Annotated in this window: 23 protein-coding genes and 1 pseudogene; 11 read left to right on the top strand and 13 right to left on the bottom strand. The window is 64.3% G+C overall.

Annotated features, from left to right (window positions below; translation table 11 throughout):
* Nucleotides 1–40 precede the first annotated feature (40 nt).
* From AAGA11_10145 to AAGA11_10135, 3 genes are all read left to right on the top strand, one after another.
* Nucleotides 41–1,102 carry a histidine kinase gene (locus AAGA11_10145; protein ID MEM9603212.1) on the top strand — a complete coding sequence of 354 codons (1,062 nt, stop codon included), beginning with the start codon at nt 41–43 and terminating at the stop codon, nt 1,100–1,102.
* Nucleotides 1,099–1,899: a LytTR family DNA-binding domain-containing protein gene (locus AAGA11_10140; protein ID MEM9603211.1), complete on the top strand. Its 801-nt coding sequence runs from the start codon at nt 1,099–1,101 to the stop codon at nt 1,897–1,899. The genes AAGA11_10145 and AAGA11_10140 overlap by 4 nt, the downstream gene beginning before the upstream one ends.
* 187 nt (nt 1,900–2,086) lie before the next feature.
* Complete coding sequence (locus tag AAGA11_10135; protein ID MEM9603210.1) at nt 2,087–3,349, top strand: dienelactone hydrolase family protein; 1,263 nt, start codon at nt 2,087–2,089, stop codon at nt 3,347–3,349.
* A 201-nt stretch (nt 3,350–3,550) separates the two neighbouring features.
* On the opposite strand, the gene AAGA11_10130 is transcribed toward AAGA11_10135, so the two are convergent.
* Nucleotides 3,551–3,997, bottom strand: coding sequence for a pseudoazurin (locus tag AAGA11_10130; protein ID MEM9603209.1), 447 nt, complete (start codon nt 3,995–3,997; stop codon nt 3,551–3,553).
* Between the two features lie 268 nt (nt 3,998–4,265).
* Between AAGA11_10130 and AAGA11_10125 the strand changes: the two genes are divergently transcribed.
* Nucleotides 4,266–4,535 carry a hypothetical protein gene (locus AAGA11_10125; protein MEM9603208.1) on the top strand — a complete coding sequence of 90 codons (270 nt, stop codon included), beginning with the start codon at nt 4,266–4,268 and terminating at the stop codon, nt 4,533–4,535.
* Nucleotides 4,536–4,879: 344 nt separating this feature from the next.
* Here AAGA11_10125 and AAGA11_10120 read toward each other — a convergent pair whose 3' ends face one another.
* Nucleotides 4,880–5,215 carry a metalloregulator ArsR/SmtB family transcription factor gene (locus AAGA11_10120; GenBank protein MEM9603207.1) on the bottom strand — a complete coding sequence of 112 codons (336 nt, stop codon included), beginning with the start codon at nt 5,213–5,215 and terminating at the stop codon, nt 4,880–4,882.
* A 438-nt stretch (nt 5,216–5,653) separates the two neighbouring features.
* Nucleotides 5,654–6,550 (bottom strand): alpha/beta hydrolase, encoded by an 897-nt coding sequence (locus tag AAGA11_10115; protein MEM9603206.1) that lies wholly within the window; start codon nt 6,548–6,550, stop codon nt 5,654–5,656.
* Between the two features lie 105 nt (nt 6,551–6,655).
* Here AAGA11_10115 and AAGA11_10110 point away from each other — a divergent pair, with 105 nt between their 5' ends.
* The 3 genes from AAGA11_10110 to AAGA11_10100 are packed head-to-tail and all read left to right on the top strand — an operon-like array spanning nt 6,656 to nt 9,613.
* Nucleotides 6,656–7,138 carry a MarR family transcriptional regulator gene (locus AAGA11_10110; GenBank protein MEM9603205.1) on the top strand — a complete coding sequence of 161 codons (483 nt, stop codon included), beginning with the start codon at nt 6,656–6,658 and terminating at the stop codon, nt 7,136–7,138.
* Nucleotides 7,139–8,650 (top strand): 4-hydroxyphenylacetate 3-monooxygenase, oxygenase component, encoded by a 1,512-nt coding sequence (gene hpaB / locus AAGA11_10105; GenBank protein ID MEM9603204.1) that lies wholly within the window; start codon nt 7,139–7,141, stop codon nt 8,648–8,650.
* 12 nt (nt 8,651–8,662) lie between these two features.
* Complete coding sequence (locus AAGA11_10100; GenBank protein ID MEM9603203.1) at nt 8,663–9,613, top strand: flavin reductase; 951 nt, start codon at nt 8,663–8,665, stop codon at nt 9,611–9,613.
* Nucleotides 9,614–9,695: 82 nt separating this feature from the next.
* Here the strand turns inward: AAGA11_10100 and AAGA11_10095 are convergent, their stop codons facing one another.
* Genes AAGA11_10095 through AAGA11_10080 form a run of 4 tightly spaced genes read right to left on the bottom strand, consistent with a single transcriptional unit; the run spans nt 9,696 to nt 13,180 of the window.
* A complete protein-coding gene (locus tag AAGA11_10095) occupies nt 9,696–10,154 on the bottom strand; it encodes a pseudoazurin (GenBank protein ID MEM9603202.1) in 459 nt (152 codons plus the stop codon).
* Nucleotides 10,138–10,911 (bottom strand): ABC transporter ATP-binding protein, encoded by a 774-nt coding sequence (locus AAGA11_10090; protein ID MEM9603201.1) that lies wholly within the window; start codon nt 10,909–10,911, stop codon nt 10,138–10,140. The genes AAGA11_10095 and AAGA11_10090 overlap by 17 nt, the downstream gene beginning before the upstream one ends.
* The gene (locus AAGA11_10085; GenBank protein ID MEM9603200.1) at nt 10,908–11,981 is read right to left on the bottom strand and encodes an iron ABC transporter permease; all 1,074 of its coding nucleotides are present in this window, start codon (nt 11,979–11,981) and stop codon (nt 10,908–10,910) included. Before AAGA11_10085 ends, AAGA11_10090 begins: the two co-directional genes overlap by 4 nt.
* Nucleotides 11,982–12,034: 53 nt before the next feature.
* Entirely contained in the window at nt 12,035–13,180 is a 1,146-nt protein-coding gene (locus tag AAGA11_10080) for an ABC transporter substrate-binding protein (GenBank protein ID MEM9603199.1), read from the bottom strand.
* Nucleotides 13,181–13,340: 160 nt separating this feature from the next.
* On the opposite strand from AAGA11_10080, the gene AAGA11_10075 reads away from it, so the two are divergent.
* Both AAGA11_10075 and AAGA11_10070 read left to right on the top strand, forming a co-directional pair.
* A complete protein-coding gene (locus AAGA11_10075) occupies nt 13,341–13,739 on the top strand; it encodes a VOC family protein (GenBank protein MEM9603198.1) in 399 nt (132 codons plus the stop codon).
* On the top strand, nt 13,732–14,679 hold the full coding sequence (locus AAGA11_10070) for a TIGR03571 family LLM class oxidoreductase (GenBank protein MEM9603197.1): 948 nt from the start codon (nt 13,732–13,734) through the stop codon (nt 14,677–14,679). Before AAGA11_10075 ends, AAGA11_10070 begins: the two co-directional genes overlap by 8 nt.
* Nucleotides 14,680–14,716: 37 nt before the next feature.
* On the opposite strand, the gene AAGA11_10065 is transcribed toward AAGA11_10070, so the two are convergent.
* The 4 genes and pseudogenes from AAGA11_10065 to AAGA11_10050 form a co-directional block, all read right to left on the bottom strand.
* Nucleotides 14,717–15,814 (bottom strand): mechanosensitive ion channel domain-containing protein, encoded by a 1,098-nt coding sequence (locus AAGA11_10065; protein MEM9603196.1) that lies wholly within the window; start codon nt 15,812–15,814, stop codon nt 14,717–14,719.
* A gap of 112 nt (nt 15,815–15,926) precedes the next feature.
* A pseudogene (locus AAGA11_10060) lies at nt 15,927–17,033 on the bottom strand (DUF2235 domain-containing protein).
* Between the two features lie 307 nt (nt 17,034–17,340).
* Nucleotides 17,341–19,020: a formate--tetrahydrofolate ligase gene (locus AAGA11_10055; protein MEM9603195.1), complete on the bottom strand. Its 1,680-nt coding sequence runs from the start codon at nt 19,018–19,020 to the stop codon at nt 17,341–17,343.
* 262 nt (nt 19,021–19,282) lie between these two features.
* Complete coding sequence (locus AAGA11_10050; protein MEM9603194.1) at nt 19,283–19,996, bottom strand: tellurite resistance TerB family protein; 714 nt, start codon at nt 19,994–19,996, stop codon at nt 19,283–19,285.
* Between the two features lie 95 nt (nt 19,997–20,091).
* Between AAGA11_10050 and AAGA11_10045 the strand changes: the two genes are divergently transcribed.
* Complete coding sequence (locus tag AAGA11_10045; GenBank protein MEM9603193.1) at nt 20,092–21,897, top strand: DUF2235 domain-containing protein; 1,806 nt, start codon at nt 20,092–20,094, stop codon at nt 21,895–21,897.
* Between the two features lie 69 nt (nt 21,898–21,966).
* Nucleotides 21,967–23,418 (top strand): sulfatase-like hydrolase/transferase, encoded by a 1,452-nt coding sequence (locus AAGA11_10040; protein MEM9603192.1) that lies wholly within the window; start codon nt 21,967–21,969, stop codon nt 23,416–23,418.
* Nucleotides 23,419–23,446: 28 nt separating this feature from the next.
* On the opposite strand, the gene AAGA11_10035 is transcribed toward AAGA11_10040, so the two are convergent.
* Together AAGA11_10035 and ushA are read right to left on the bottom strand one after the other, a co-directional pair.
* Nucleotides 23,447–23,878 (bottom strand): DUF1801 domain-containing protein, encoded by a 432-nt coding sequence (locus AAGA11_10035; GenBank protein ID MEM9603191.1) that lies wholly within the window; start codon nt 23,876–23,878, stop codon nt 23,447–23,449.
* Nucleotides 23,879–23,880: 2 nt separating this feature from the next.
* On the bottom strand, nt 23,881–25,536 hold the full coding sequence (ushA, locus tag AAGA11_10030) for a bifunctional UDP-sugar hydrolase/5'-nucleotidase UshA (protein MEM9603190.1): 1,656 nt from the start codon (nt 25,534–25,536) through the stop codon (nt 23,881–23,883).
* Nucleotides 25,537–25,853: the final 317 nt, after the last annotated feature.

Here is a 25,853-nt window from a genome sequence, read left to right as displayed (position 1 = left end):
ATCGAATTCGGCTGTTTGCCACTGACCCAGGTTCGATATCATGACAAGCTTGTATACCGCCCGTGTACTGCTGCAGACCTCGGCGTTCTGCACCGTCATTGCGGTCGTGCTGTGGCTGTGCGTGCCTGCCATCGGCCAACATGGCCTCTGGGCGTCTTTCGTGCACTCACAGGCCATCGGATTGTGCATCGCGACACTTGTCACCGTTTCGATGGGATGGCTTGTGCGGCGCAACCGTGACACCTTGGCCTACCGCGGCGTCGCACTGGCGCTCGCCACCGGGCTGGGGCTGGTCTGCGGGCTGACGCTGTCCGCCTGGGTGCTGGACATCCCCTCGACAGCGGGCAGCCACGCCTTCGAAGACAGCACACTCGCCGTCACGGTCGTCACAGCGATTGTCGCCAGCACGGGATTGAACTGGTACTTCAGCAGCGAACACAAGATGGTGTCGCTGAAGCTCGAAGCCTCCGAACACGCGCGGCAGGCCGAACGGGCCAAGACCGCCCTGCTGCAAGCGCAACTTGAGCCGCACATGCTGTTCAACACGCTCGCCAACCTGCGGGCGCTGATCCGAAGCGACACCGACCGCGCGCTGGCCATGCTGGACCACCTCGACGGTTTCCTGCGCGCCTCGCTGACGTCATCCCAGCAACCCTTCCACACGCTGGCATCGGAGCTCGCCTTGATCGAAGACTACCTCGCCCTGGTACAGGTGCGTTTCGGCGACCGCCTGGCCGTGACCAAGTCGATACCGCCAGAGGCACTGTCGCTCGAGGTGCCCTCGCTGTTGTTGCAACCGCTGGTCGAGAACGCAGTGAAACACGGTGTCGAGCCGGCGCTGGACGGCGGCACCGTGTCGTTGATCGCCACGGTCACGGCGACCGAGCTGCAGCTTTGCGTGGCGAACACCGGTGCACCCTACGCGCCAGGCCCCGGCGCCCACCACGGCGGCGGATTCGGGCTCGCCCATGTCGAGGAACGCCTCGCCGCGCTCTACGCAGGGCGTGCTGTAGTCGAGATCGACACCCGTCCCGAAGACGGCGCAGCGCGCACTCGGGTGACGCTCACGTTGCCGAGGCCTGACACGGCACAACCGTCATGAGCCCGTACACCGCCATCATTGCCGACGATGAGCCACTGCTGCTCGACGCGCTGCGCGTCGAGCTGGCCACGGCCTGGCCCGCGCTGCAGGTCGTCGCGGCCGAGTCCAGTGGCGAGGCCGCGCGCAACGCGATCTTCCGCCACAAACCCACCGTCGCCTTTCTCGATATCAACATGCCCGGGGCCAGCGGCATCGAGATCGCCCAGTCGATCGTCGAAGACTGGCCGGACAGAGACAGCACCCCGGCGCCGCTCGTGGTGTTCACGACCGCGTTCGACCAGTACGCGGTGGCGGCCTTTGAAGCGGCAGCGTGTGACTACCTGCTCAAGCCGGTGACGGCAGCCCGACTGACGGAAACCGTACGCCGTCTGCGTGAACGGGTGCGGATCACCTCACGCGACGACACCGCCCTGACCACGCAGTTGCAGCAGTTGCTTCACGCCGTCCCACGCGCCGACACCCCGCAGCAGACCCGGTTGCAGATCATTCGTGCGAGCTCGGGCAGCACGGTCCGGGTCATCCCGGTCGAGGACGTCATCCTGTTCGAATCCGCGGACAAGTACGTCACAGTCCACACCGCGGACGGTGAGGCGTTGATACGTGAGCCGTTGAAGTCGCTGTTACCGCAACTCGACCCGGACCGTTTTCAACAGATACACCGCAGTGCCATCGTCAACCTGCTGGCCATCCGGTCCGCCACCCGGGATGACTCGGGCAAGGTCACGCTGCAACTCGATGGCTGTGACAAACAACCGAGCGTCAGCCGGGTGTACCGCCACCTGTTTCAGGCCATGTAGCAGGTGGCGCTGCCACGCGGTGCGACCCGTCCGTGCCGAACGCAACACCCGCCAACACTGGCGCCGACTGCATGCAACCCGTACGGTGGTTGGGACGCACCCACGCACGGACGGCACGGCAATGACTGCACTTCTCTTGATTCGCACGGCAACGCTCGCGTTGCTGAGCCTGACGCTCGCTCCCCTCATGGCACAAAACCGCATAGACACCCAACGGCCCGATGCCCCTGCCCTGGCCGCGTACGGTGACCACGCCATCGGCGTGCGAACCCTCGAGGTGGTCAACTCCAATCAGCTCGATATCCTCGCGCTGAGCAACGACGCACCGAGACCGGACCCACTGCCGCGCTACGACCGACCGCTGACACTCGAGGTCTGGTACCCCGCGGTGCCCGGCAGTGACGGCGACACTGTGCTGAACGTGTTTCTGCGCGACGCCACGACCGAAGTCGAGCTGCACGGACGGGCGATCCGGAACGCCGAGGTGCACGCCGACGGCGACGCGTTTCCGCTCGTCATCGTGTCGCACGGATACCCGGGCAACCGCTTCCTGCTCTCGCACCTGGCAGAGAACATGGCGTCAAAGGGCTACGTGGTGGTGTCGATTGATCACACCGACTCGACCTACCGCACCCAGGCGGCATTCGGGTCCACACTGGTGAACCGGTCGCTGGATCAGCTTTTCGTGTTGAACGAGATGGCACGCCTCAACGCGACCGCTTCGCACGTCCTCGCCGGCCGTGTGGACACGGAAAACACCGCCGTTATCGGCTACTCCATGGGCGGCTACGGCGCAGTGATCACGGCCGGTGGCGGCGTCACGCAAACCGCCATCGACTACCCTTGGGCCGCCCCACACGGGACCCTGGCAGCCCACAGGGCCGGGAGCGAGGCACACGATGCGCTGTTCGATTCACGTATCAAGACCGCGGTCGCCTTTGCGCCGTGGGGCATGAACACGGGGTTCTGGGACGCCACCGGCCTCGCGGGCATCCGCATACCGATGCTGTTCGTGGCCGGTTCTCAGGATGACGTGTCTGGCTACGAGAACGGTGTACGCGCCCTGTGGGAAGGCGCGACAGCCGTCGAACGCGCGCTGTTGACGTTCGACAACGCCAATCACAACGCCGGCGCACCGATGCCGGCTCCTGCGGAGAGCTTCTACGTCAACGAGCGCCTCGGCTTCAACGTGTCCGAGCACTACAGCGACGCCGTGTGGGACTCCGTCCGCATGAACAACGTGTCACAGCACTTTGTCACCGCCTGGCTCAGCAAATACCTCAAGGGCGACACCGAGGCCGATGCCTACCTCGACCTGGTACCGAACGCCAACGACGGTGTGTACGACGAGTCCGAGGGGGCCTTTACCGACAAACACACCCATTGGCCGGGTTTCCCCAGCCGAAGCGCAAAAGGCATGCGATTCGAGTGGCGTCGCCAGGGTCAGTGACAGCCGGCAATCACGCGACACAGCGTTTCAGGGCCACGGGGCGCACGCCTTGCGCAACGCAACCGACGGTGACTTCGGCACGCTCGTCTGATAACCGCAGCTGCGCTACCGCTGCGGGGTCCACCGGTGTGCCAACGCGCGGAGTGATCGACACGTTCACAGAGCCGAGAGCGGGGCGCGCTCGTGCACGCCCCGGGTTCGTCACTGAATTTGAGAAAGGTAACCGGCGAGGCGATCCTGATTCATCGCCATGGTGCTTGTCAGCGTGCTCGCGGCGGCTTCTGCGTCTGCCTTGTTGACAGCACTGCCCACTTGAATAACGCCAACCATCGCCATCACGAGATGGGGTGTGCACTGATAGACGTACACGCCTTCCTTGTCGAGGGTGATGGTCACTTCCTCGCCCATCGCTCCGTTCCACGCCGTGGCGCCGTCCGGCACGACCACAGAGGCCGTGTTGTGCCCTGCGTCAGTGGCGACAAAGGTCACGGTGTCACCCGGTTCTGCTCGGATGAAACCAGGCTCGAACACCATCAAGCCATCGGCCCCGTTGTTCAACATTTTCACGGTGTGATCAGCGGCGATCGCCACGTTCGAGATCGCAGCAAATGCAAGCGCAGACAAGAGTTGTTTTGCAGTATTTTTCATAATAATCGCTTCAATGTGACAAAAAAATGCCAGCAGGCTACAGAGCTGTCAGCTCCCAGCCCACCAACGGAAAACGGTTGGTTGCTCGGCTGCTCAAGCGCGCGCGCATCTCGCTCCGCTGAGAGCGACCAGAACGCCTGGAGGTTCCGTGATTTTACCAAGCTCGGAGAGGCCGTTGTTTGTCTGTGGTGGCCGGTCCACTGTCGGCAGACGCCAACCTGACGTGCGCATTGACAGCTCGAGGACGGGACACCGTCCTGCGCGGAAGGTGCACATTTCGTTTTCGCGTCGGCGCGTCCCGAGCGACATTCACATCCACGAGATCCCGGCGCGGGAGTCCGGTGCCAACAGCACCTCGCGCAGTGGCAGGTCATCTGAAGGGCAGCAAGACATCGGGCTGGCAACCTACCCCTGTCCGCCCACCGGATACGGCGCACCGAACCGGAATCGAGAGCGCGACGCGGCCTGTGTCGGCGCCACCCACAGCGATCGCAAACAACAACGCAGGTTGACGTTGCACTGCCTGGTCGACCTGTGAGCGTCACGTCCGCAAGGCTCACGCACCCGATTTCAGAAACACGCGTGTTGGCCAGTGACTGCCGACAACCGGCTCACTTGTGTCAGGTTCGTGCAGGCTTGCGACTGACACAGCCGGTTCGCCGTCACGTGCACGTCCGCCACGCGCCATTGCGATAAAGCAAACGGGTGTCGAGCTGTATCCTGCTGAAAAAGGGTGACAAGGCCGAAGTCGCCCGATCACAAGGCCAACAGCAAAACCCCGTTAGACCGGCAATCGCTGACGACCTTGGCTTCGACCACGCTCGGCCACGCAACCTGTGGCATCAACCACCCTCGACACGTTCACAACGGCGCGGGCCTGCATCAAGGCCGCGAGCAAAACAGGTTGTGCAGCACGCCGATCATGCGATGGACACGCTCGTCGGAGATCGAGTAGTACACCGTTTTGCCATCACGACGCGTAACGACAAGGTTTTCCTGGCGAAGCCGTGCAAGTTGTTGTGACACGGCGGATTGCCTGGCCGAGGTCAATGCCTCGAGTTCGCTGACCGAGCACTCGCCTTGGTGGAGTCGGCACAAGATCAGCAGCCGGCCCTCGTGTGCAAGTGCTTTGATGAACTCGGTCGCGTTGCGCACATCCTGGCCCACTGCTTCAAGGGCCTCAACGCTGTCAAAATCGAACAAAGGCTCGCTGGCCATGGGGGAATCCCTGAAATAGAGTGGCGGCACAACCGATGTCGCGTGCGAGCACTCCCCACGCTGGTCCAACTGCGCCTCTTGCAATGACAAGCACCCGTCTGAGCACAGGTTGCCTGTGCATTTACACACATTATGCCGTCGGCACACGATATTGAAACCAGACAAGCAGGCCGGTACCACTCCGTGCATCCCGAGGGCAGTGGTGCATGCGACAAGATCACTCAGCCATGGCAACGGTGTTTATTCGTGCAGGGGCCCGTGTGGTCTCTACTCGGATTCAGGCAAACGTCGTAACGTCGCCCAAGAAGCGGACAAACACCAGACTGACATGGCCGCGCTCGTCCAGCCGACACTGCCTTGGACATGCCCTGCACAATGCAACGTGTGTTTTGATGATTCGGTTTTGTCTGGCGTGCCGCTGATCACGCGTGGCTCGAATCAAGCCAAGAACGTGTCCTCGAAAAAATCGATCAACCGGTCCGCACAACGGGCGGGGGCCTCCTCGGCGATGAAGTGGCCACAGTCGATCGCTTCGACCCGCACGTCGTCCGCCCAACGCCGCCAGATCGGTTCTGGCGAGCTCGTTGTGTATCGCGTTCCGTAAGGCACATACACCGGGCACCGCAACCGCCGCCCCGCGTTGCGGTCGGCGAGATCGTGCGCGACATCCACCGTTGCGCCCGCGCGGTAGTCCTCGCTCATCGCCTGCAACACGCTGAGGCGGCGAAAACACCGCCGGTACTCGGCCACAGCGCGCGGGTCGAGCGCGCCAGTCGAGCCGGCCCAGGTCGAGAGCAGCTGATCGAGAAAGACGTCCGGGTTGCCGGCGATCAGCGTTTCAGGGAAGGGTGCGGGTTGCGCCAACAAGGGCCAGTGGAAGGCGTCCAACGCGAAGGCCTTGTCCGCGGCCTCCCAGATATCGAGCGTCGGCACGGTGTCGAGGCTGGCCAGCCGCCGAACCCGGTCCGGGTGGTCGAGCGCCATTCGATAGCCGACGCGCGCACCCCGATCGTGCGCCGCCACGTGGAACGCAGCATGGCCCAAGGAGGCCATGAGCTCGACCAGCGTTGCCGCCGTCGTGCGTTTGGCCTGGTTGCGATGGGCGGAGTCGACCGGCGGGCCCGCGCTGTCCCCGTAGCCAGGCAAGTCGGGGATCACGAGGGTGAACCGGGTTGCCAGGCGCGGCGCCACCGCGTGCCACGCCACGTGCGTCTGCGGGTAGCCGTGCAACAGCAGCAGGGGTGGCCCCGCTCCGCCACACCGCACGTGCAACTCCGACTCACCCTGCGCGACGCGGTGGGTCTCGAATCCGGGAAAGAGGTCGGTGTCGGTCATCGGTGTCTCGGTGTGCGCGTCGCGTCCCTGCTCGGCACTTTATCGCCTTGACAGGCACTCTGGCACATGTCATTAATATGTTAACGATTTAGATGTGATTGAATCATGCTGAGCTTCCACGCTTCCCTGCCGATGCTGCTGAACACCGCGCTCGACGGTGTGATGCCGGTGTACCGCGAGCTCTTTGCCCGCTACGACCTGACCGAGACGCAGTGGCGGGTTCTGCGCGTGCTCTGGGAGACCGACGCGGTCTCGTCGGTCGAACTCGCCCGGCAGACCCTGATCCCCGCGCCCAGCCTGGTCGGCGTGCTCGACCGCCTGACGCGAAAAGGCCTGATAGCACGGCAGCGCTCCGAAACCGACCGACGGTTGGTCAACGTCACGGCAACCGAAGCAGGCAAACGCCTCGGCGACACCGTCATGCCGGAGGTCGAATGCATTCACCACTTCATTCAGAGCCAGGTCAGCGCGGCGCAGTGGCGCGACCTGCAGGCCACACTCGATACCCTGTCACACGCTACCCAAGCGGTCTCTCTCGCCGACGTGCTCGGCGAACCCGAGGCTGCACTGACTCAGGAGGCCGTCTAGATGGCAACCCGTGAAGCATCGTTGAACACCCCCAACCCCACGCCCTACCCGATCGGCAACGGTATACGCACCGGCGAACAATACAAAGCCGGCCTGAGAGACGACCGCGAAGTGTGGACCCAGGGCAAGCGCGTTGCAGATGTCACGACCGAACCCGGCATCGCGCGCGGCATCGACACCCTCGGCCGGTTCATGGACCGGCAGCACGACCCGAAGTGGCAGAACACCATCACCTACACGCACGACGACGGTGTCCGCAGTGCCATGGCGTTCAAGCCGAGCAAGACGCGCGAAGATGTCGTCGCGCGCGGCAAGGCCTACTACGAGTGGGCCAAGTGGTCCGCCGGCATGTTTGGCCGCACACCAGACTACAAGAACGCCTCCCTGATGGCGTTCGCCCACGCCACGGCGTTTCTGGCCCAGGGTACTGAGGGGCAGGCCGACTTTGCCGCGAACATGACGGGCTTTTACAACTACGTGCGCACCCACGACAAGGTGCTCACGCACACCCTGGTCAACCCCACGGTGAACCACAAGCTTGCAAGCGAGGGCAAGTTCAGCCAGGAAGTCGCACTGCACGTGGTGAAGGAGACCGACGCGGGCATCGTCGTCAGCGGGGCCCGGTTGTTGGCGACGCTCGGGCCGTCAGCCGACGAGATCGAGGTGTTCCCCTCGACCGTGCTGCGCGCGAGCGAAGACAACCTGCCATTCGCCTTCGCCTTCGCACTGCCGATTGCCACCCCCGGACTGAAGCTGATCTGCCGCGACACCTACGACCACGGCAAGTCGCGCTTCGACGCGCCCCTGGCCTCGCAATTCGAGGAGATGGACGCGGTCGTCATTTTCGACAACGTGTTGGTGCCCTGGGAGCGCATCTTCATGTACCGCCAACCCGAGCTCTGCAACCAGGCCTTCGGCGCAACCAACGCGGTTGTTCACATGGCGCATCAGGTGGCGTGCGGCAAGCTGGCCAAGGCGGAATTCATCACGGGCCTGCTGTGTGCCATCGTCAAGGCCACCGGGCGGGACAAGGACCTCGCGCTCAAGGGCATGGTGTCGGAGGTGATGTTCATGACTGAAACCGTCCGCGCACTGCTCTACCAGGCCGAACACGAGGCGCACGAGGACCAGTACGGCAACGTGATTCCGCTGCGCCGCCCACTGGACACCTGCCGCAACCTATTCCCGAAGTTCTACCCGCGCATGATGGAGATTCTCCAGCAGCTCGGCAGCTCGTCGCTGATGGCCACCCCCTGCGAACTCGACTTCGACAACGGCATGACCGCCGACGTCGAAACCTATTTCCAGGTCGCGAACCTCGACGCACGCGAACGGGTCTCCCTGTACCGGCTTGCGCACGACGCCGCCGTGTCCGGGTTCGGCAGCCGGCAGACGCTCTACGAGCGCTTCTTCTTCGGACCGCCCCACCTGATGCACGCGGCTTACTTCGATCTGTATCCGCGAGAGGAGATGATTGCGCGGGTAGATGCCATGCTTGAGGGCACCAACTGACGGAGTCTCGAGATGGCCAACGACACTTCAGCGGACACCGGGCGCGCCTTGCGCGACGCGCTCTCCGCGTTTGCCACCGGCGTCACCATCATCACGGCGCGCGACGGTCAGGGCGAGCCCATCGGGATGACGGCAAGCAGCTTCAACTCGGTTTCGATGGAGCCCCCGCTGGTCCTCTGGAGTGTGACCAAGACAGCGTGGTCCGGCGACGCCTTTCGCGCCGCAGACCACTTTGCCGTGCACGTGCTCGCCAGCGATCAGAGTGGTTTGTCGAACACCTTCGCCCGTCCGGGCGAGGACAAATTCGGTCAGGTCAGGGTCACCGACAACGCGCACGGCGTGCCGGTGCTCGCCGACACGGCGGCGCGATTCGATTGCCGACAATGGGCAGTGTACGAAGGCGGCGACCACTGGATCATCGTCGGCGAGGTGTTGCACTTCGAGCGGCAGAAACGAGAGGGTCTGGTGTTTTGCAACGGTGGCTACGCGACCTCGACGCCAATCCGTCCGCCGCGCAGTCCCGACGTCGACGCCGTCAGCGACGCCGAGGGCGAAATCGACAGCCTGCTTTTCTACCAGATATCCCGCTCCTACCGCCAGATGGCGCGGCAGGTGCACGCCGCCGTGCTCGAGTGTGGCCTCACGCTGCCGGAGTGGCGGATCCTCGCCTCGCTCGAACAGGGCACGTGGCGCACCCTCGGTGACCTCTCCGGGCGCACCTTCGTCGAGCCACACGCCCTGCCGGACATGTTGGCCAGCCTTGCGGCTGACAACCTCTGTGCGCTCGACGGATCGGGCCGTACGCTGCGCGCGACCGGCACACCTCAAGGCGAGTCGCGCGTGGCGCACCTCGTCAGCATGAGTAAATCGCTCGAGAAAACGGCGCTCGAGGGCACGGACGAGCACGACCGCAGCACGTTGGACAGACTGCTTCGAAAAGTCGTCGTCAACACCGACCGCTGAGCTGAGCGACTGACGGTGGCCCCAACACGCCACGCATGCGTGGGGCGCCTGGCTGGCCACCCAGGCGCACTCGCGGCTCGCGTTATTGCAAGCTGCTTTCCAACTCCTTGAACAACGTACGAAAGGCCTTGCGCGCCGAGCCCGGGTGGCGCACCTTCTTGGCCGCTTTCAAATTCGTTTCAGCGGAACCGACAACGATCAACCCGACCATACCCATTTCGTAGTGCGGCACACAGATGTAGCCGTACACGCCCGGTTCCGTCAGCGTCACGGTGAATTCTGCATCCATTGGACTGTTCCAGGGTTCTGCACCTTGAGGCAACATACCCCGCTTCGACGCCGCATTGTGGCCTGCGTCGGACGGAATGAAGGTCACGGTGTCACCTGGCTCAACGAAGAGAATCCGGGGCTCGAAGACATTGGTGTGCTGCGCATCACCCGTGGCCGCATTGAGCATTTTGACCTTGTGGTCCGCTGCAGCAACAGGCAGGGCGATGAACAGACTGAACAAGAACAGGCTTGCACTAAATCGAGTACGCATGAACACTAATCTCCTGTTGAGGGCCCGTGGCGAGAGCGATTTCCACGCCATAGGTGTCTGCCAGTTCGGGTGTGGATAGCACCGCTTGTGGTGCGCCTGTTGCGCGGACGCGTCCATTGCCGAGCAGGATCAACTGGTCAGCAAAACGGGCAGCCAGGTTGAGATCGTGCAGGGCGACGATGCCGACCGCGTTGTAGGCCGCCACATGTGTCTTGATACGGTGCAGGACCGCAAGCTGGTGACGCAGGTCCAACGCAGAGGTTGGCTCGTCGAAGAGGTAAACGTCGGCCTGTCGCACAAGAGACTGTGCAATGGAAACCAACTGCGACTGCCCTCCGGACAATTCACCGATGTAGGAGTCTGCCAGGTGGCTTATACCGCAGGATTCGAGCACGGCAGCGACCCGCTTGATATCGCCATCGGAGACGGTCCAACCCGACAAATTCTTGCAAGCCATGAGCACCACATCAAACACACTCAGCGCCGCGTTGGACGCGAAGTACTGAGGCATGAAGCACACCGTTTGCAGGCGCGCCCGCAGGTGCAGAGCGGCGAGGTCTGCGTCGTCCAGCCTAACTGCTCCAGACCGGGCCTTGAGCAAGCCGGACACGCATTTAAACAGAGTCGATTTGCCTGAGGCGTTGGGACCAACCAGCGCGGTCAAACTGCGGCGCGGCATACCCCCCGCCGTCGCGTCGTGCAGCACGGTCGTCTTGCCGTAGGCGAAACTGACGGCGTCCAATACCAGCCCGCTCACTGCCAGTGTCTCTTGCGCTGGCTCAGAATCAGGCTGATGAAAAAGGGTATGCCGACCAACGATGTGATCATGCCGATCGGGTACACGATACCCGGCGTAATGGCTTTTGAGACGATCGACGTGCCCGACAGGATAAGCGCACCGGCCAGTGCCGACATCGGCAAAAAGCCACGTTGATCCTCGCCCACGACCAACCGTGCAATGTGGGGTCCAACCAAACCAACGAAGGCGATCGCGCCGACAAACGACACCGCGACTGCGGCGAGCAACGATACGCCGGCGAGCACGCCCAGGCGCAAGGCCACAACGTTCACTCCCAGACTCGCTGCTTTTTCTTCGCCCATGCGCAGCGCCGTCAACTGCCAGCCCATGCGGACGAAGTACGGCAACACGACGAGCAACACGAGCCCGCACAAGGCCACTTTTTCCCACGACGCTCTGGCCAGCGAGCCGAGCTGCCAGAAAATCAGCTGCGCGAGTTGCAGCTCTGACGCACCGTACTGCAAGAATGCCAGCAGGGCATTGAAAGTGAACAACATGGCGATGCCGACCAAGACCATGGTCTCGGGCGTCGCGCCGCGAATGCGCGTGAAGCCGAACAGCGCCAGTGAGGTCAGCATCGCCATGACGAACGCGTTGACTGTCACGATCAACCCCCCGATACCTGGCACGATCGACCAGCCCAAGACAATCGCGAGTGCAGCACCGAAGCTGGCCGCGGACGACAGGCCGAGGGTGAAGGGATCGGCGAGCGGGTTGTTCAGGATGGTTTGCATTTCGGCACCCGCGACTCCGAGCATGGCGCCAACGGCGATCGCCATGAGTGCCACCGGCAAGCGGAGATCCCAGATGATCACCTCTTCCTGCACACTGGCAACGGCCGGTTGGACGATCACCTGGAACGTGCGCCAGAAGCTGAGGTCTGCAGGGCCGGTCGTGATGTCGACAATCAGGCTGGCGAACAACGCGACAAGCGCGGCACACACCAACGCCACGCGCTTGAGTGTGCGCAACCTGTAGCCTGCCGCGGTTTCACGGCGGTGATGGCTGGCGTCAACGGCTTCGAGCATGCTGGGTCACCGTGCAGTGGCCCGATGCATCGGGCCACTGCACCGCGGGGCGATCAGTTGTCGGAGAGCCAGAATTGCCCGCTGTTCTCGAACGGCATGAAGCGGTTGTGCAGGTCATCGAATGTCGCCTGCGGGTCGAGGTCTTCGAAATCCTCGGGGTGCAACCACTTGGCGAGCTGCTGAATTGCCACAAAGTGGTAGGGGCTGTTGTAGAACTGGTGGTAAATGGAGTGCAACCTGCCCTCCTTCACGGCACGCAGTTCCTTGAAGCCGGCACGGTCAGCGAGCGCCTGCATGCGCGCAGCGTTCTCTTCAGGGTTGCCCTCGTAGCCGAGCAACGTCGAGGTGACCTCGGGCCGCGCCTCCACCCAATTGGCACCGGTGCCAACGATCACATCCGGATCGGCCGCGACGATCCCCTCGAGGTTCAGGGTCACGGAGTAGGCGTTGGCCAGGGTCGAGCCGTAGTTCAGTCCGCCGGCCAGTTCGACAAAGCGGCCGTAGTTGTAAGGTCCGAAGGACCAGCAGCAGAAGTCAGCCTGCCAGCCGGCGGCGTTTTCGATCACGACGAGCGGCTTGTCCTCGGCCGGGATGGTATCGATGACGTTCGACACCTTGCGCATCTGCGAGATGTAGAAATCGATGAAGGTCGCGGCGTTCTTCTCTTCGCCGAACAGGCGGCCGAGCAACAGCATGGACGGCACGGCGTTTTCGGTCGGGTTACGGCGAAAATCGATGAACACGACCGGCACGCCCGCCTTGTCGAGCTTCTCAATGAGGCCGGTTTCCTCGGCCTTGAACAGGTTGCCCAGGTCCAGGATCAGGAGGTCAGCCTCGTTTTCCAGCACCGCCTCGATGCTGAAATCGCCAGCGTAGGGGTTGCCAAAGTTGACCATACGACCCGCGTCTTCCGGATAGGCCCCCTCGAACTTGCGAAACGCATCCGGATCGTAGAGGACGAGATCGTCCTTCCAGCCGATCAGCTTCTCGAACGGGTTGCCGTCGACGATCGGCGCGATGCCGTACATCATCCGGCCCTCACCGAGGATGATCCGGCTGGGCATCTCGGGCAGCGTCACTTCGCGCCCCGCGATGTCCGTCACTGTCATGGGGGCCGCGTGAGCGACGCCGAAGATCGACGCTGAGGCCAGGGCCACCACGCCGAGTGCGCAGCCGCGCAGCGATTGGAAAATGTGCATGTGTCGGTCCATTCAAATTTGAGACGGGGAGATGTTATCAGTTTCACCTAGTAAATGCGAATTGTTAGCATTTACATTACAACGTTGCACTCATGCCGATTCCCCGTCGTCTGCAAGGGCCGTTCAGGTCGTGTGCCTGGCTTACAATGGCTGGCGAACCGTGACCGAGGCCACAGCGATGCCGATCACCGCGCTCAACCACGTCAACCTCCGTACCGGCCAACTCCAGGCAATGGTGCACTGGTACACGCACGTCCTGGGTCTCGTCGACGGGCCGCGACCGGCGTTTCCATTCGCCGGCGCCTGGCTCTACGCGGGCGACACCGCGGTGGTTCACCTGGTCGAGGTTGACAACCCCCACGCCGTGGGGTCCGAGGTGGAGTTGAAACTCGAACACTTTGCATTTTCAGCCACCGATCACGCTGCTTTCGAGGCCCGGTTGAATACGACCGGCACACGCTACAAACAGTCCACACTGGCCGAAGCAGGGCTGGCGCTGTACAACCTCTGGGACCCGGACGGCAACCACATCCACGTCGACTTCCCACTCGATGGCTGACCGCCGATTCGGGCTTGGCTTTCAGCGCACCTACCAGAAGGGCCACCTGACACTCGGCGTCGGGGTGCCGCTGGAAACCTACAGCAGCGCCGTGCCGACCATGCACGACCCGTTGCCACGCATACGCGCGGTCGACTCCGGTGGCTTTGCGGCGTTGTGGTGCCGAGACGTGCCCCTGATCGACCCGAGCTTCGGCGACGGGGGCCAGCTCTACGACCCCTTTGTGTGGCTAGGCTACCTCGCTGCGCACACCGAGCGCGTGGCCCTCGGCACCGGATCGATCATCCTGCCGTTGCGCAACCCGATCGACCTTGCAAAAGCTGCGGCGTCGGTTGACCGCCTGACCGAAGGCCGCCTGATTCTGGGCGTGGCATCGGGCGATCGACCGATCGAATACGGCGTGTACGAAGTGCCCTTCGAACCGCGTGGTGAGCGGTTTCGTGCGGCCCTGCCGGTACTGCGCGCTGCGACGCACCGGCCGTCCGGTTGGGCGGACACACACGCTGCTCACAGCCACCGCGTCGAACTCCTGCCCAAAAGCCACGCCGGCGACATCCCGCTGATCGTGACCGGACACAGCCGACAACCGCTCGAGTGGATTGCCGAGCACAGCGACGGCTGGCTGACCTACCCCCGGCCGCTCGCCCAGCAGGCCACCGCGTTTGCCCAGTGGCTGCGTGCACTGGAGGACACCGAATCGCCGTGGAAGCCGTTCTCGCAGAGCCTGTACATCGACCTGTGCCGAAACCCGGACACGCCACCCTCACCGATACACCTCGGCTACCGCCTGGGGCTCTCGGCGTTGCTCAAGCACCTCGACGGGTTGCAGCGGATCGGCGTGAACCACGTGGCTTTCAACCTGCGCTTTTCGTCCGAGTCGATCGACTGGGTGCTCGAGACGCTTGCGACGCAGGTGGTGCCCGAGTTTCCATCCGGTTGACCGCACGTGCTGCGACCCGGTGTTCGCGGGCACTCGCTCAGGGGGTGGTGACACCCTGCGACGAGGTCACGTGGAGCTCGCGGGCCGGCAGCGCCAGTGCGGCGCCGTGGGTCTCGACAATGTCGGCGATGGCGAACAACACGGCTTGTTTGCAATCCTGGAATGCGGCCCAGCTCGTCGTGCGCGTGAAGCAGTAGACCGACACGGACAGGGCCGATTCACCGATCGCATCGAAGTTGACCATCAACGTTTGCGTCTGGTCGATGGCCTCGGATTGCTCGAGGTACTGCCGAATGTCGGTCACCACCGCCTCGACCCGGTGCAGGTCCTGCAATCGCAGCCGCAATTGCAGCGAGAGTCGACGGTTGGCCATCCGCGACGGGTTCTCGAGCACGATGGTGTTGAAGATCGCATTCGGGACGTAGATCGGACGCCGGTCGAAGGTGCTGATCCGCGTGAGACGCCAGCCGATGTCCTCGACGGTGCCCTCGATCTCCCGGTCCGGCGAGCGCACCCAGTCGCCGACGACAAAGGGCTTCTCGATGAAGATCATCAGGCCACCGAAAAAGTTGGATAGGAGGTCCTTGGCTGCAAAACCGACTGCGATTCCGCCGATCCCGCCGAACGCGAGCGCACCGGTGACGGACACGCCGAGCGCGTTGAGAACCACCAACACGATTGCCAACACCACCAGCAGTTTCAGCACCCGCGACACGGCGTACACGGAGCTGTCGTCGTAACGGCTGTCTCGCGCCTGCTGCGCTGCCACGTGCAGTCGGCTGGCGCGGTCGAACAGCCGGTACACGAACCACAACACCACGATTTCAATCGCGGTGTTGTGCGCCGCCCAAAGGTTTTCAAGCAGCTTGCCGTCGGCCGACAGGGGCCAGTGCGGCAGGCTGAGGCCGAGCCCGACGGTCCAGACCAACAGCGGCAGCGGCCGGCGCAGCGCATCGAGCAGTGCGTCGTCCCACACGCCTGGCAGCCAGTGGGAACCGCTGTGCAACCGACGCAGCACCAGGTTGGCCACGAGAGCGAGAACAGCCGTCGCGAACAGGATGGCCACGACGCGCGCGGGCCAATCGGCCAACGCCGGTATCAGACCTTCGAGCGCAGACAAGTCAATGGTGTCCACAGGCAACCCTGCCGTTCAGCGAACACCGAGTGTAGTCGCCGCCCCCGCCTCACGGCGGACCGGACGGCCCCCGACTCGCGCCCGAGCCGCGCGCTCGCAGATTCGGCGGCAGTTAGTCGCCGTCGATACGGTCCCAGACCGACGGGTGGATGCGCGCGTCTGCGGCGATGTACCGTGGCTCGGCACGCGGCAGACACACGCCGGTCTCCGCGTCGCCGCCGGGGTAGTCGCGAAAACGGCGCCGGCGGCGACAGTATTCCAACACGCGCCAACTCGGCGACATCGAGTCGTGCAGCACGCTGCAGGCATCCGGTGCCGGGTAATCACGCGGTCCACCGTTGACTGTATTCGCAGGCGTGTCCCCGAACACCAGGCGTTTGACCAGCCGTTCGCGAAACACCAGCCCGCGCTCGCGCGCCTCGTCCACCATCCACGCCGGCGGACACTTCGAGGCTGCGCTCTCACGCTCCGGGTAGCCGCCCCCAACGTCCGCATGCACCCCGGTGAGCGCGACCTGTTTGCAGTCTTGCGGCACCGTCTGGTCGTCCTTCAGGTACGGACTGGCCTTGAAGACCTGGGGCTTTGCCCATCGGGCCGGGCGAAACATGCACCGTCGCTCGTCGATCGACATCGCGTGCCTGAACACCTGGACACAGGGGTTGCATTGGGTGAACGGCAGAGTCTCGAAGGACGGCAGGCGCAGGCGGTCGAGCCGCGGCACGATGACGGAGGCCACCGTGTCCCAGCGGCCCATGAAGCGAACGGTCACCCGTGGCGTATCGAGCACCTCCAGCACGCGCCAGGCAATGCTGAGGTCGTCCTGCTCTCTCGACCGCTTGTAGGCTGCCAGCGCGTAGCTGCTGAGGTGCTACTGGTGGGGCCGCAGCACGCCCATCACGTTGATCAGCCCGGCGAGCACCCGCACGGTGTCCGCGCCACGGCTGAACCCGAACAGGTAGACCTGGTCGCCTTCGCGGTCGTGCCGGATCAGGAAGCGGTAGGCGTCGAGCACGTTAGCGTCCAGACCGTGACCGGTCAGCAGACGGAACACGCCCCGAACCCGGCTCTTGAAGGTCGACCAGCGGTCGCTGTCGGACAGCGTGCCCACACCGGGGCCATATAACGCGACCTGATCGTCACCGGCTTTGAGCACACGGTGGAACGTCAGGACGTCCCATTCGTTGGTCGTGATTTCGGTACCGGTGCCATCGCAGCACACGATGAGGTTCTTGCCCACGGCATGTCGCTCACGGCTCGCATGGCATCAGACGATGCGGACAGCATCGCGCGCCTCCCCGACCGCCGCGCAATAGCCGAAGGGGGCCTGGACTGGTCGCACACCGCGCACGTCGGCCGATCGTCGGGTGCAGGCCACCGGCACACACGGCGGGCAGTGCCAACGGTAAACGGCACCCGTGCGCGTAGCCCGCCAGGGAAAACGCGAGGAGCCAACGTGCGCGCTCCTCGCTGGACGCCTGTCGGAGAGACAACCGCCCTGGGGCTGACGCCGATTGCGACCAGGACGGTCAGAACAGTCCCTGAACCTGCCCCGCGTCGTCGAGGTGTATCGCCTCTGCCGCCGGCACGCGGGGCAGACCGGGCATGGTCATGATGTCGCCCGCAATCGCCACGATGAAACCGGCTCCGGCCGACAGGCGCACTTCCCGAATGTTGACCGTGTGACCCTCCGGTGCGCCCTTGAGATCGGGGTTGGTCGAGAACGAGTACTGGGTCTTGGCCATGCACACCGGCAGATCGCCATAGCCGTCGGCCTCCCAGTCGGCGAGCTGCTTCTGCACTTTCGCATCCGCCGTGACCTCTTCGGCACGGTAGATCTCGGTGCAGACGGTCTTGATCTTGTCGAACAGCGGCATGTCGTCGGGGTAGATCGGCGCGAAGCTGCTGGTGTCTGCGGCGTCAACCACCTCGACCACGTGGCGCGCGAGGTCCTCGGTGCCGGCGCCGCCGTTGGCCCAGTGCGACGCGACAATGGCTTTGGCACCGAGCGCCTCGGCCACTTTGGAGACCGCCGCGAGCTCGGCATCGGTGTCGTTGATGAACTGGTTGATTGCGACCACCGGCGTCACGCCGAACTTCTTAACGTTTTCGAGGTGCCGCGCGAGGTTCGAGCACCCGGCCTCAACTGCCGCGACATTCTCGTCGCCGAGGTCGGCCTTGGCCACACCGCCGTGCATCTTGAGGGCACGGACGGTCGCGACCACCACCACCGCCGCCGGCGCAAGCCCGGCTTTGCGGCATTTGATGTCGAAGAACTTCTCCGCGCCGAGGTCGGCGCCGAAGCCCGCCTCAGTGACCACGTAATCCGCAAGCTTGAGCGCAGTCTTGGTGGCCGACACCGAGTTGCATCCGTGCGCGATGTTGGCGAAGGGTCCGCCGTGGATGAAGGCCGGGTTGTTCTCAAGGGTTTGCACCAGGTTCGGCATCAGCGCGTCCTTGAGCAACACCGCCATGGCACTGTGCGCCTTGATGTCGCGCGCGCGGACCGCTTTGCGCTCGCGCGTGTAGCCCACGACGATGTTGCCGATGCGGTCCGTCAGGTCGTCCAGGTCCTTCGCGAGACAGAAGATCGCCATGATTTCGGAGGCCACCGTGATGTCGAAGCCGTCTTCACGGGCAAACCCGTTGGACACACCACCGAGGCTCGACGTGATCTGCCGCAGCGAGCGGTCGTTCATGTCGACCACGCGGCGGAATGCGATGCGCCGGGTGTCGAGTGCGTTCGCGTTGCCCCAATAGACGTGGTTGTCGATCATTGCCGAGAGCAGGTTGTGCGCAATGCCGATCGCGTGGAAGTCGCCGGTGAAATGGAGGTTGATGTCTTCCATCGGCACCACCTGCGCGTAGCCGCCGCCAGCCGCTCCGCCCTTCATGCCGAAACAGGGCCCGAGCGACGGCTCGCGCAGGCAGACCGTGGCGCGCTTGCCGATGCGGTTCAGGCCGTCGCCGAGGCCGACGGTCGTGGTCGTCTTGCCTTCACCGGCCGGTGTCGGTGAGATCGCGGTCACCAGGATCAGCTTGCCGTCCGGTCGGTCGGCGAGTGAGTTGATGAAATCGTAGGCAATCTTGGCTTTGTGTGGACCGTACTGCAGAAGCTGATCAGCCGGGATGTCGAGCTTGGCGCCCACGTCGGTGATCGGGTGCATCGACGCTTCGCGCGCAATTTCAATGTCGGATTTGACAGCCATGGTCGTTTGGGTCCAGCTGGGGCGCGCGGGGCCACGCGCGGTGAAACAGAACAAGCGGCCCGGCACCGCACTTGTGTTCACGTGAAATCGTTTCACGTGCACTGAAGTGCCGTTCGGACGCCTGCGCGGTGGGCGCGATTGTGGGCGCAGGTGCCCGCGGCGACTTATCAACAGGCGCCTGTTAATCGCCTGAAATGGACAGTTTGCGACCTAATAAGGCGCAATCAGAACGGCAGGCCTGACGAGCCGTCGGCGCAGCCCGCTAGGCGCGGCTGCGTTCGTACAACTCCTGCACGAGACCGTCCGGCAAGGCCAGCGCCCGCGCCAGTTCGTCCATCCACGCGCGCTCGAGGAAGTTGTCGAGGTCGATCACGGTCAACGAGGCGAGGTAGATCTCCGCCGCCTCCTCGGGGTCGGTGACGCCGTCAGCCACATCGTTCGGCTGGAGGGGCTTCTGCATTTCGGCCTGAAGCAACGCCATCGCGTCGGCTGGCAGGTCGAACTCGCCGAGCCGGGCTTCGATGCGCCGTTGCTCTTCGTCGTCAACATGGCCGTCGGCCCGCGCGGCGGCGATCATCGCGCGCAGCAGCCGCAGGCTACGGAGATCGGCCGCCTCACCGGTCAGCGCATCAACCGGCCTCGGCACCGGTGCGTCGGCGTCGGTTGGCGGGGTGGCCACCTGCTTGGCCTGCCAGTTCTGCCACGCTTTCCAGGCAACCCCACCCAGTGCCGCGACACTGCCGAGCTTGATCGCAGTGCCGGTCAACTTGCGCCCGCCGTCGGTGCCGAGCAGCAGCGCGAGCACACCCGCAGCAGCCGCGCCCTTGCCGAGCCCGGCCAAAGCAGCGTCGCGCTCCGGACCGGTGTCCGGCAGGTCCAGCACCGAGTCCGCGAGCCCACTCCCCTTGGCCTTGGCCTGCTGGCCCAATTCGCGCCCGGCGTTGAGCAATTCGTCCAAAAGGGTCTTGGTGTCCACGGCCAAATCTCCGATGATGCGCGTCTGCATGATACGGCGGCGCCCTCTGAAAGGCACGGCCGGGCCGGACGCTGAGAGTTTGCCGAGGGGACAAGATGACACCACGCACGATTTACCTGCTGTCAGACGGTACCGGCAACAGTGCGGCGTCCTCGCACCGCAGCAACGTCTGGCGCTTCTACCAGGCCTTGCACCTCGGCGACGGCAGTCACCAACTCGCGTTCTACGACGATGGCGTGGGCACCTCCAATTTCCCGTTGGCTCGCGCCGCCGGGGGCGCCTTCGGCATCGGACTCGCAGGCAACGTGCAGGAGCTTTACGCGTCGCTGTGTCTGCACTACAAGCCGGGAGATCGCATCGTCATGGTCGGCTTCAGCCGCGGTGCATTCACCGTGCGGCTGGTGGCTGCCATGGTCTGCAAGCTGGGCATCGTGCCGCTGGCGGACAAGGACGACATGGCCGCCGCCGCGACGCACGACCCCGAAGCCTGGCATCGGTTGCCGCCGGACCGTCGCGGCCGCGCGGTCAGGATCGCAAAAGAGGCCTGGCGGACCTACCGGTTTCGATCGAGTTGGCGCGCCGAGGACCGCGCCCCGAACACACTGCCGCATGGGCCGTTGTTCAGTCTCGCCTACCGGCACCACACGCAGGCGCGCTTTCAGGCGCGCTACCTCGGCGGCGCCGCCGAGGCCTACTGCAGTCCACGGATTCAGTTTCTCGGCGTCTGGGACACGGTGGCTGCCTACGGCCTGCCCATTGATGAGCTGGCTGTGGTGGTCAACAACCTGATCACACCCTTGCGTTTCAACGACCACGACATCAACCCGCGGGTGCAGTGTGCGCGCCAGGCCCTGGCACTCGACGAGGCACGACAAACCTTCAAGCCGCTGATCTGGAACGAATGTGCTTCCCACGGCAACGCTGACGTCAAGCAGGTGTGGTTCGCCGGCGTGCACGCCGACCTCGGCGGCGGCTACCCCGATGACGCACTGGCCAACCAGGCGCTGCAATGGATGATCGAGGAATACAAGCACGCTGCCACCCGGCAGGGTTTCGAGGCCGGTTTCAAAGCCGAGAACGAAGCGCAGATCCGCGGCATGGCGCGCTTCGACGGCCCCTTGCACAACAGCCGGCGCGGCCTCGCAGCGCTCTACCGCTACAAACCACGAAACATCCACATGCTGTGCAACCAGGGCGTCACGGACAGCCTGGACGAAGTGGAGGTGCGAGCACCGGCAGCGGTCATTCACAAATCGGCCATCTCGAGACTGCTGGCGAACCACGACGAATACGCACCCACGGCACTGGCCAAACCGTGGGGGCGCTCCGCCACCAGACAGTTACCCATCCACATCGACGCGCGTGCAGCATCAGCTGATGACGCCGCCGCGGTGTCGCTCAACATAGGACACCTGTTTGCCCTGCACACCAAAGCGCGCCAGCGGCTCCACGAAAACGTGCTGTTAAGCCAGGCCAACCACAACGTCTGTGTGATTGCACTGACCGTGTTCCTCGCCTACCTCGCCGGCGTCTGGTGGCCCTGGCGCACCTGCCCGAACGACATCAACACCCACCAGAACCTCGCCCTGTTCATCTCGTTGTTCGTGTTCCTCGGCACCTGGGTGTACTCCAAGCGCCTGCGCACCCGACGCCGGTCGCTTGCCGACCTCGGTCTCGCGCGCGTGCGCACCGAAGGCACGCGGGTCGTCGCGGCCGCAGAACAGGGCGAGTTCAAGCAGTCGATTGTCGAGCGGCTTGCCATGCAGTTGTTGGGTTGGCAGCTCGCCGCAGCCCAGTACAAGCTGCTGGTCAAGTATGTCTTGCCGGTGGTACTGCTTGTCGGACTGGCTTGGTTGACAGTCGCAGTGCTGGCACCGGTTGTCACGACATCAGTTTGCTGAAGCGACACTGATGCGAAGCAGGTCGGCTCTGCAGTGAATCCGCCCACCCAGCGCAGCAAGGACAACAGCATGTCGCAACCCAATGTCGTCCTGATCCTGACCGACAACCAACAGGCCGAGACGCTCGGGTGTTACGGCAATGCGGAAGTCCACACACCCAACCTCGACCGGCTGGCCGCGCAGGGCATGCGTTTCGACCGCGCCTTCTGTCCGAACGGGTTCTGCTCGCCGTGCCGCGCCTCGGTCCTGACCGGCTTGCTACCGTCCCAACACGGTGTGCACTCCTGGATCGACGATCGAAACAGGCAGGCGTGGCCCGCGGGCTGGCACGCGCTGGCGGGGCACCGCACCCTGCCCGAGCGCCTGGCCGCGCACGGTTACATCACCGGGCTGTTCGGGAAATACCACCTCGGGGAGACGGCCACACCCGGGCCGGGCTGGCACGACTGGGTCACGATGGAGCACGGCCACGTTCGCAGCTTCTACCAGAACCGCATGACCGACAACGGCCGGCACTTCGACCACACGGGCCACTCGGTGGACTTCTTCTGCGAGCGCGCGACCCGGTTCATCCGCGACGCCGACCGACCCTTTTTCGCCTACCTCCCCCTGCCCTCACCCTATGGGCACTGGCCTGCGACGAACTCGGGCCAGCGAAACCGCTTCTCGCACCTCTACGACGACAGCCCGATCGCGACCATCCCACGCAACCCTATCTCGCGGGTGGCGGTCGACAACTACGACCGGGTCAAGTCGCAAAGCGGCGGTGGGCTGGATTTCTCGATGCTGATGCGGGCACCCAACCACCTGCCAACCTACCGTGACTACTACAGCCAGATTTCCCTGATTGACGATGCCATCGCCCAGGTGCTCGATGCCTGTGATGACAAGGGCGACACGCTGGTCGTCTTCTCTGCCGACCACGGATTGTCACTCGGCCACCACGGCTTCTGGGGGCACGGCGCATCGACCTGGCCGTCCAACCTCCACCGCGCCGCCCACTCGGTGCCACTGATCATCCGTCGCAGCGGAGCAATCGCGTCGGGTCGGACTTCAGACCGCTGTGTCTCAAACCTCGACCTGTTCGCGACCGTGCTCGACAGCGTGGGGCTCGAACCCGACGCGAGCGCGCCGAGCCGCTCGCTCGCCCCGCTGCTCGCGGGTGCCGAGGAGCCCGGGCACTGGGGCGCAGACGAGGTGTACGCCGAGCAGGAGGAAACCCGTGTGATCCGCACCGACCACTGGTGCTACTTCCGTCGCTTCAGCGGCGGCGACGTGCCCATCGGCGATGCGCTGTTCGACACCACCGCCGACCCGCAGGAGACGCACAACCTGGTCGGTGACCCCGATCACCGCGACACAGCAGAGCACCTTGCGGCGCGCATCGACGCCTATTTCGACACCCATGCCCGGCCCGAAGCCGACCTCTGGCGCGGCGGGCGTCCGATTCAAAACACCATGGTCGGCGAACTCTGGCGCCTCGCCTGGGGCGACGATTGGTCACCGGTGTACGGGTACTGAGGGCAGACGTTGCAACCCGCTCAGCCTGTCACGACGGTCTGACCGGCCACTGCCCACTGAGGTCGGCGAGTCCACGTTTGATCAACTCGCGCAACACGTCAAGGTCGATGTCAGCTAACGTGTTCACGCTCAGGCACGATGCGCCCGCGCGGTGTTTGCCCAAGCGCGCGAGCAGTGCGCTGTCGTCCTGGTAGCCCGGCAAGATGTAGATGGACAAGCCCGTTTTGCGCGGGCTGAAGCCGGTCGCGAGGAAGTCACCCTCGCGTCCGCTTGCGTAGACGTCGTGGTAGGCGCCGAATCCGACGATGTTCGAGCCCCACATCACGCCCTGCCACCCGGTCAGTTCCTCGAACAGCGCCCGCAACACCGTTGCATCCTCCCGACGGCGCCGCGGCTCGACACCCGCCAGAAAGCCGGGGACGGACGCCGTGGTCGGCCCGGTCTTGTTGCCGGTCGCCACGCCTAGCGGTAGACGATCTCGCCCGCGGGCTCGAAACTCGCCGGGTCCACGGGGCTGTTCACCTCGATGAATTCCTTCAACACATCGGCATCGACAAAACCGGTGTCGACGTAGCCCGGGTGTTCGATCAGTTTCGGGTAGCCGTCACCGCCCGCCGCGTTGAAGCTCGGCACGGTGAAGCGGTACGTGCGCTTCGGATCGAGCGGTTCCCCGCCGATGACCACGTTGCGCACCCCGGTGGGCGTGACCGTCATGCTGATGCCGGCAAACTGCGCGTAGGCGCCAGAATCGACCGGCATTGCCGCGACCACATTCAGGTAGTCCACGACCTCGGAGCCGGTCATGCTGGTGTAGGTCAGGCTGTTGCCGAACGGGTGCACCGTCAACACATCGCGGTAGCTGATGTCGCCCGCTTCGATCGACGCCCGCACACCGCCTGAGTTCATCACGCCGAAATCCGCCCGCGCCTTGGCCGCCTGCGCCGTGGCGATCAGGCGACCGAGGTTGGTCTGACCGAACCGGACCTTGTTGCGGTCGCCCTCGAGGCGACCCGTGCTGCTGCCAACCTTGAACCCGATCAGCTCTTCGCCCCGCGCCTGGTAGGGCGCGAGGAACGCGGCGACGTCGGTGTCGGCCTCGATCTCGTCCTGGATGTGGACGCGCGTGCTTTCGCCGTTCACCGTGACTTTCTTCTTCAGGTTGACCGGGATCAACTCGTAGTTCTCGAGCGCGAGTTCGCCGTTGCGAAACACCAGATCGACCCGGCCCACGTACTTGCCCCACTCGTGGGCCTGGACAATCCAGGTGCCGTTCTGCCGATCGGGCTGGCACACATCGCCGGGCTTGAAGTCCGCGTAGGCGTTGAGTTCGCGCACCATGCAAACCGGTTCCTGCGAGTGTCCGCCGACAATCAGGTCGAGCATGCCGGGCTCGAGGTACCGTGCCAGCGCGACGTCACCCGGCGCGTTGATGCCACTGAACGCGTTCACGTAGTGCCCCATGTGCGTTACGGCGAGCACGATGTCCGGGTTTTCCTCGGCGCGTAGCTGCGTGATCAGCGTCGCAGCCTCGGGTTTGGGGTCACGAAACTCGAGCTCGCTGATGTACTCGGGGTTGCCGATGCGCGCGGTGTCTTCGGTGGTGAGTCCGATGACCGCAATCTTGAGACCCTGTTTCTCGAAGATTTCGTAGGCCTGGTAACGCCGATCGCCAGACTCGTCATAAATGTTGGCCGACAACATCGGGAAGTTTGCCCAGCCCTGTTGCTCGTCGAGCACCGACAGCGGGTTGTCGAACTCGTGGTTGCCAATGGCCATGGCGTCGTAGCCCAGCATGGACATGCCCTTGAAATCCGGCTCGGCGTTCTGCAAGTCGGATTCGGGCACGCCGGTGTTGATGTCACCGCCAGACAGCAGCAACACACTGCCGCCCTCAGCTGCGACTTCGGCACGCAGGCGATCCACCAGCGTCTTGCGCGCCGCCAGGCCGTATTCGCCGTGCCGATTGGGCCAGAACCGGCCGTGGTGGTCGTTGGTGTGCAGGATCGTCAGGCGGTAGTCGCGGTCCACGTCCCAGGCTGGCGGCACGGTGGACACGGTGCCACTGCATCCCATCAGCACGGCGAGCGAGACGGCGCTGACGTACAACAGTTTGTGCATGGCTGCTATCGGTTCATCTGTGTCGCGGCGTGCCCACACTGTACCGCCCACTCCGGCCCCGAGGCCAGCGGCAGGGGCGACTGGCGACACACCTCACCCAAGCTCACAGGCGCGCGAAAAAAAAAGCAATTTCCGCTCAAGGTTTCCACTGCGCTGCCGATCCGCACCTCCACGTATTACTTTAATGCTACGCAAGCGAGTGAATATGTTGATGCGATTGCGGCCGTTCCCGTGCTTTTCCCCCTCATCGAGCACGCTGCGGCGCAGCCGCTTGCCCCTGTGCGCCGCCGTACTCGGCGCCGTGCTCGCCGCCAGCG

Source organism: Pseudomonadota bacterium, assembly GCA_039196715.1.
In the GTDB taxonomy this organism is placed as follows: domain Bacteria; phylum Pseudomonadota; class Gammaproteobacteria; order CALCKW01; family CALCKW01; genus CALCKW01.
Note: the sequence above shows the minus strand (reverse complement) of the source record. Positions and strands in the feature narration are given on the sequence as shown.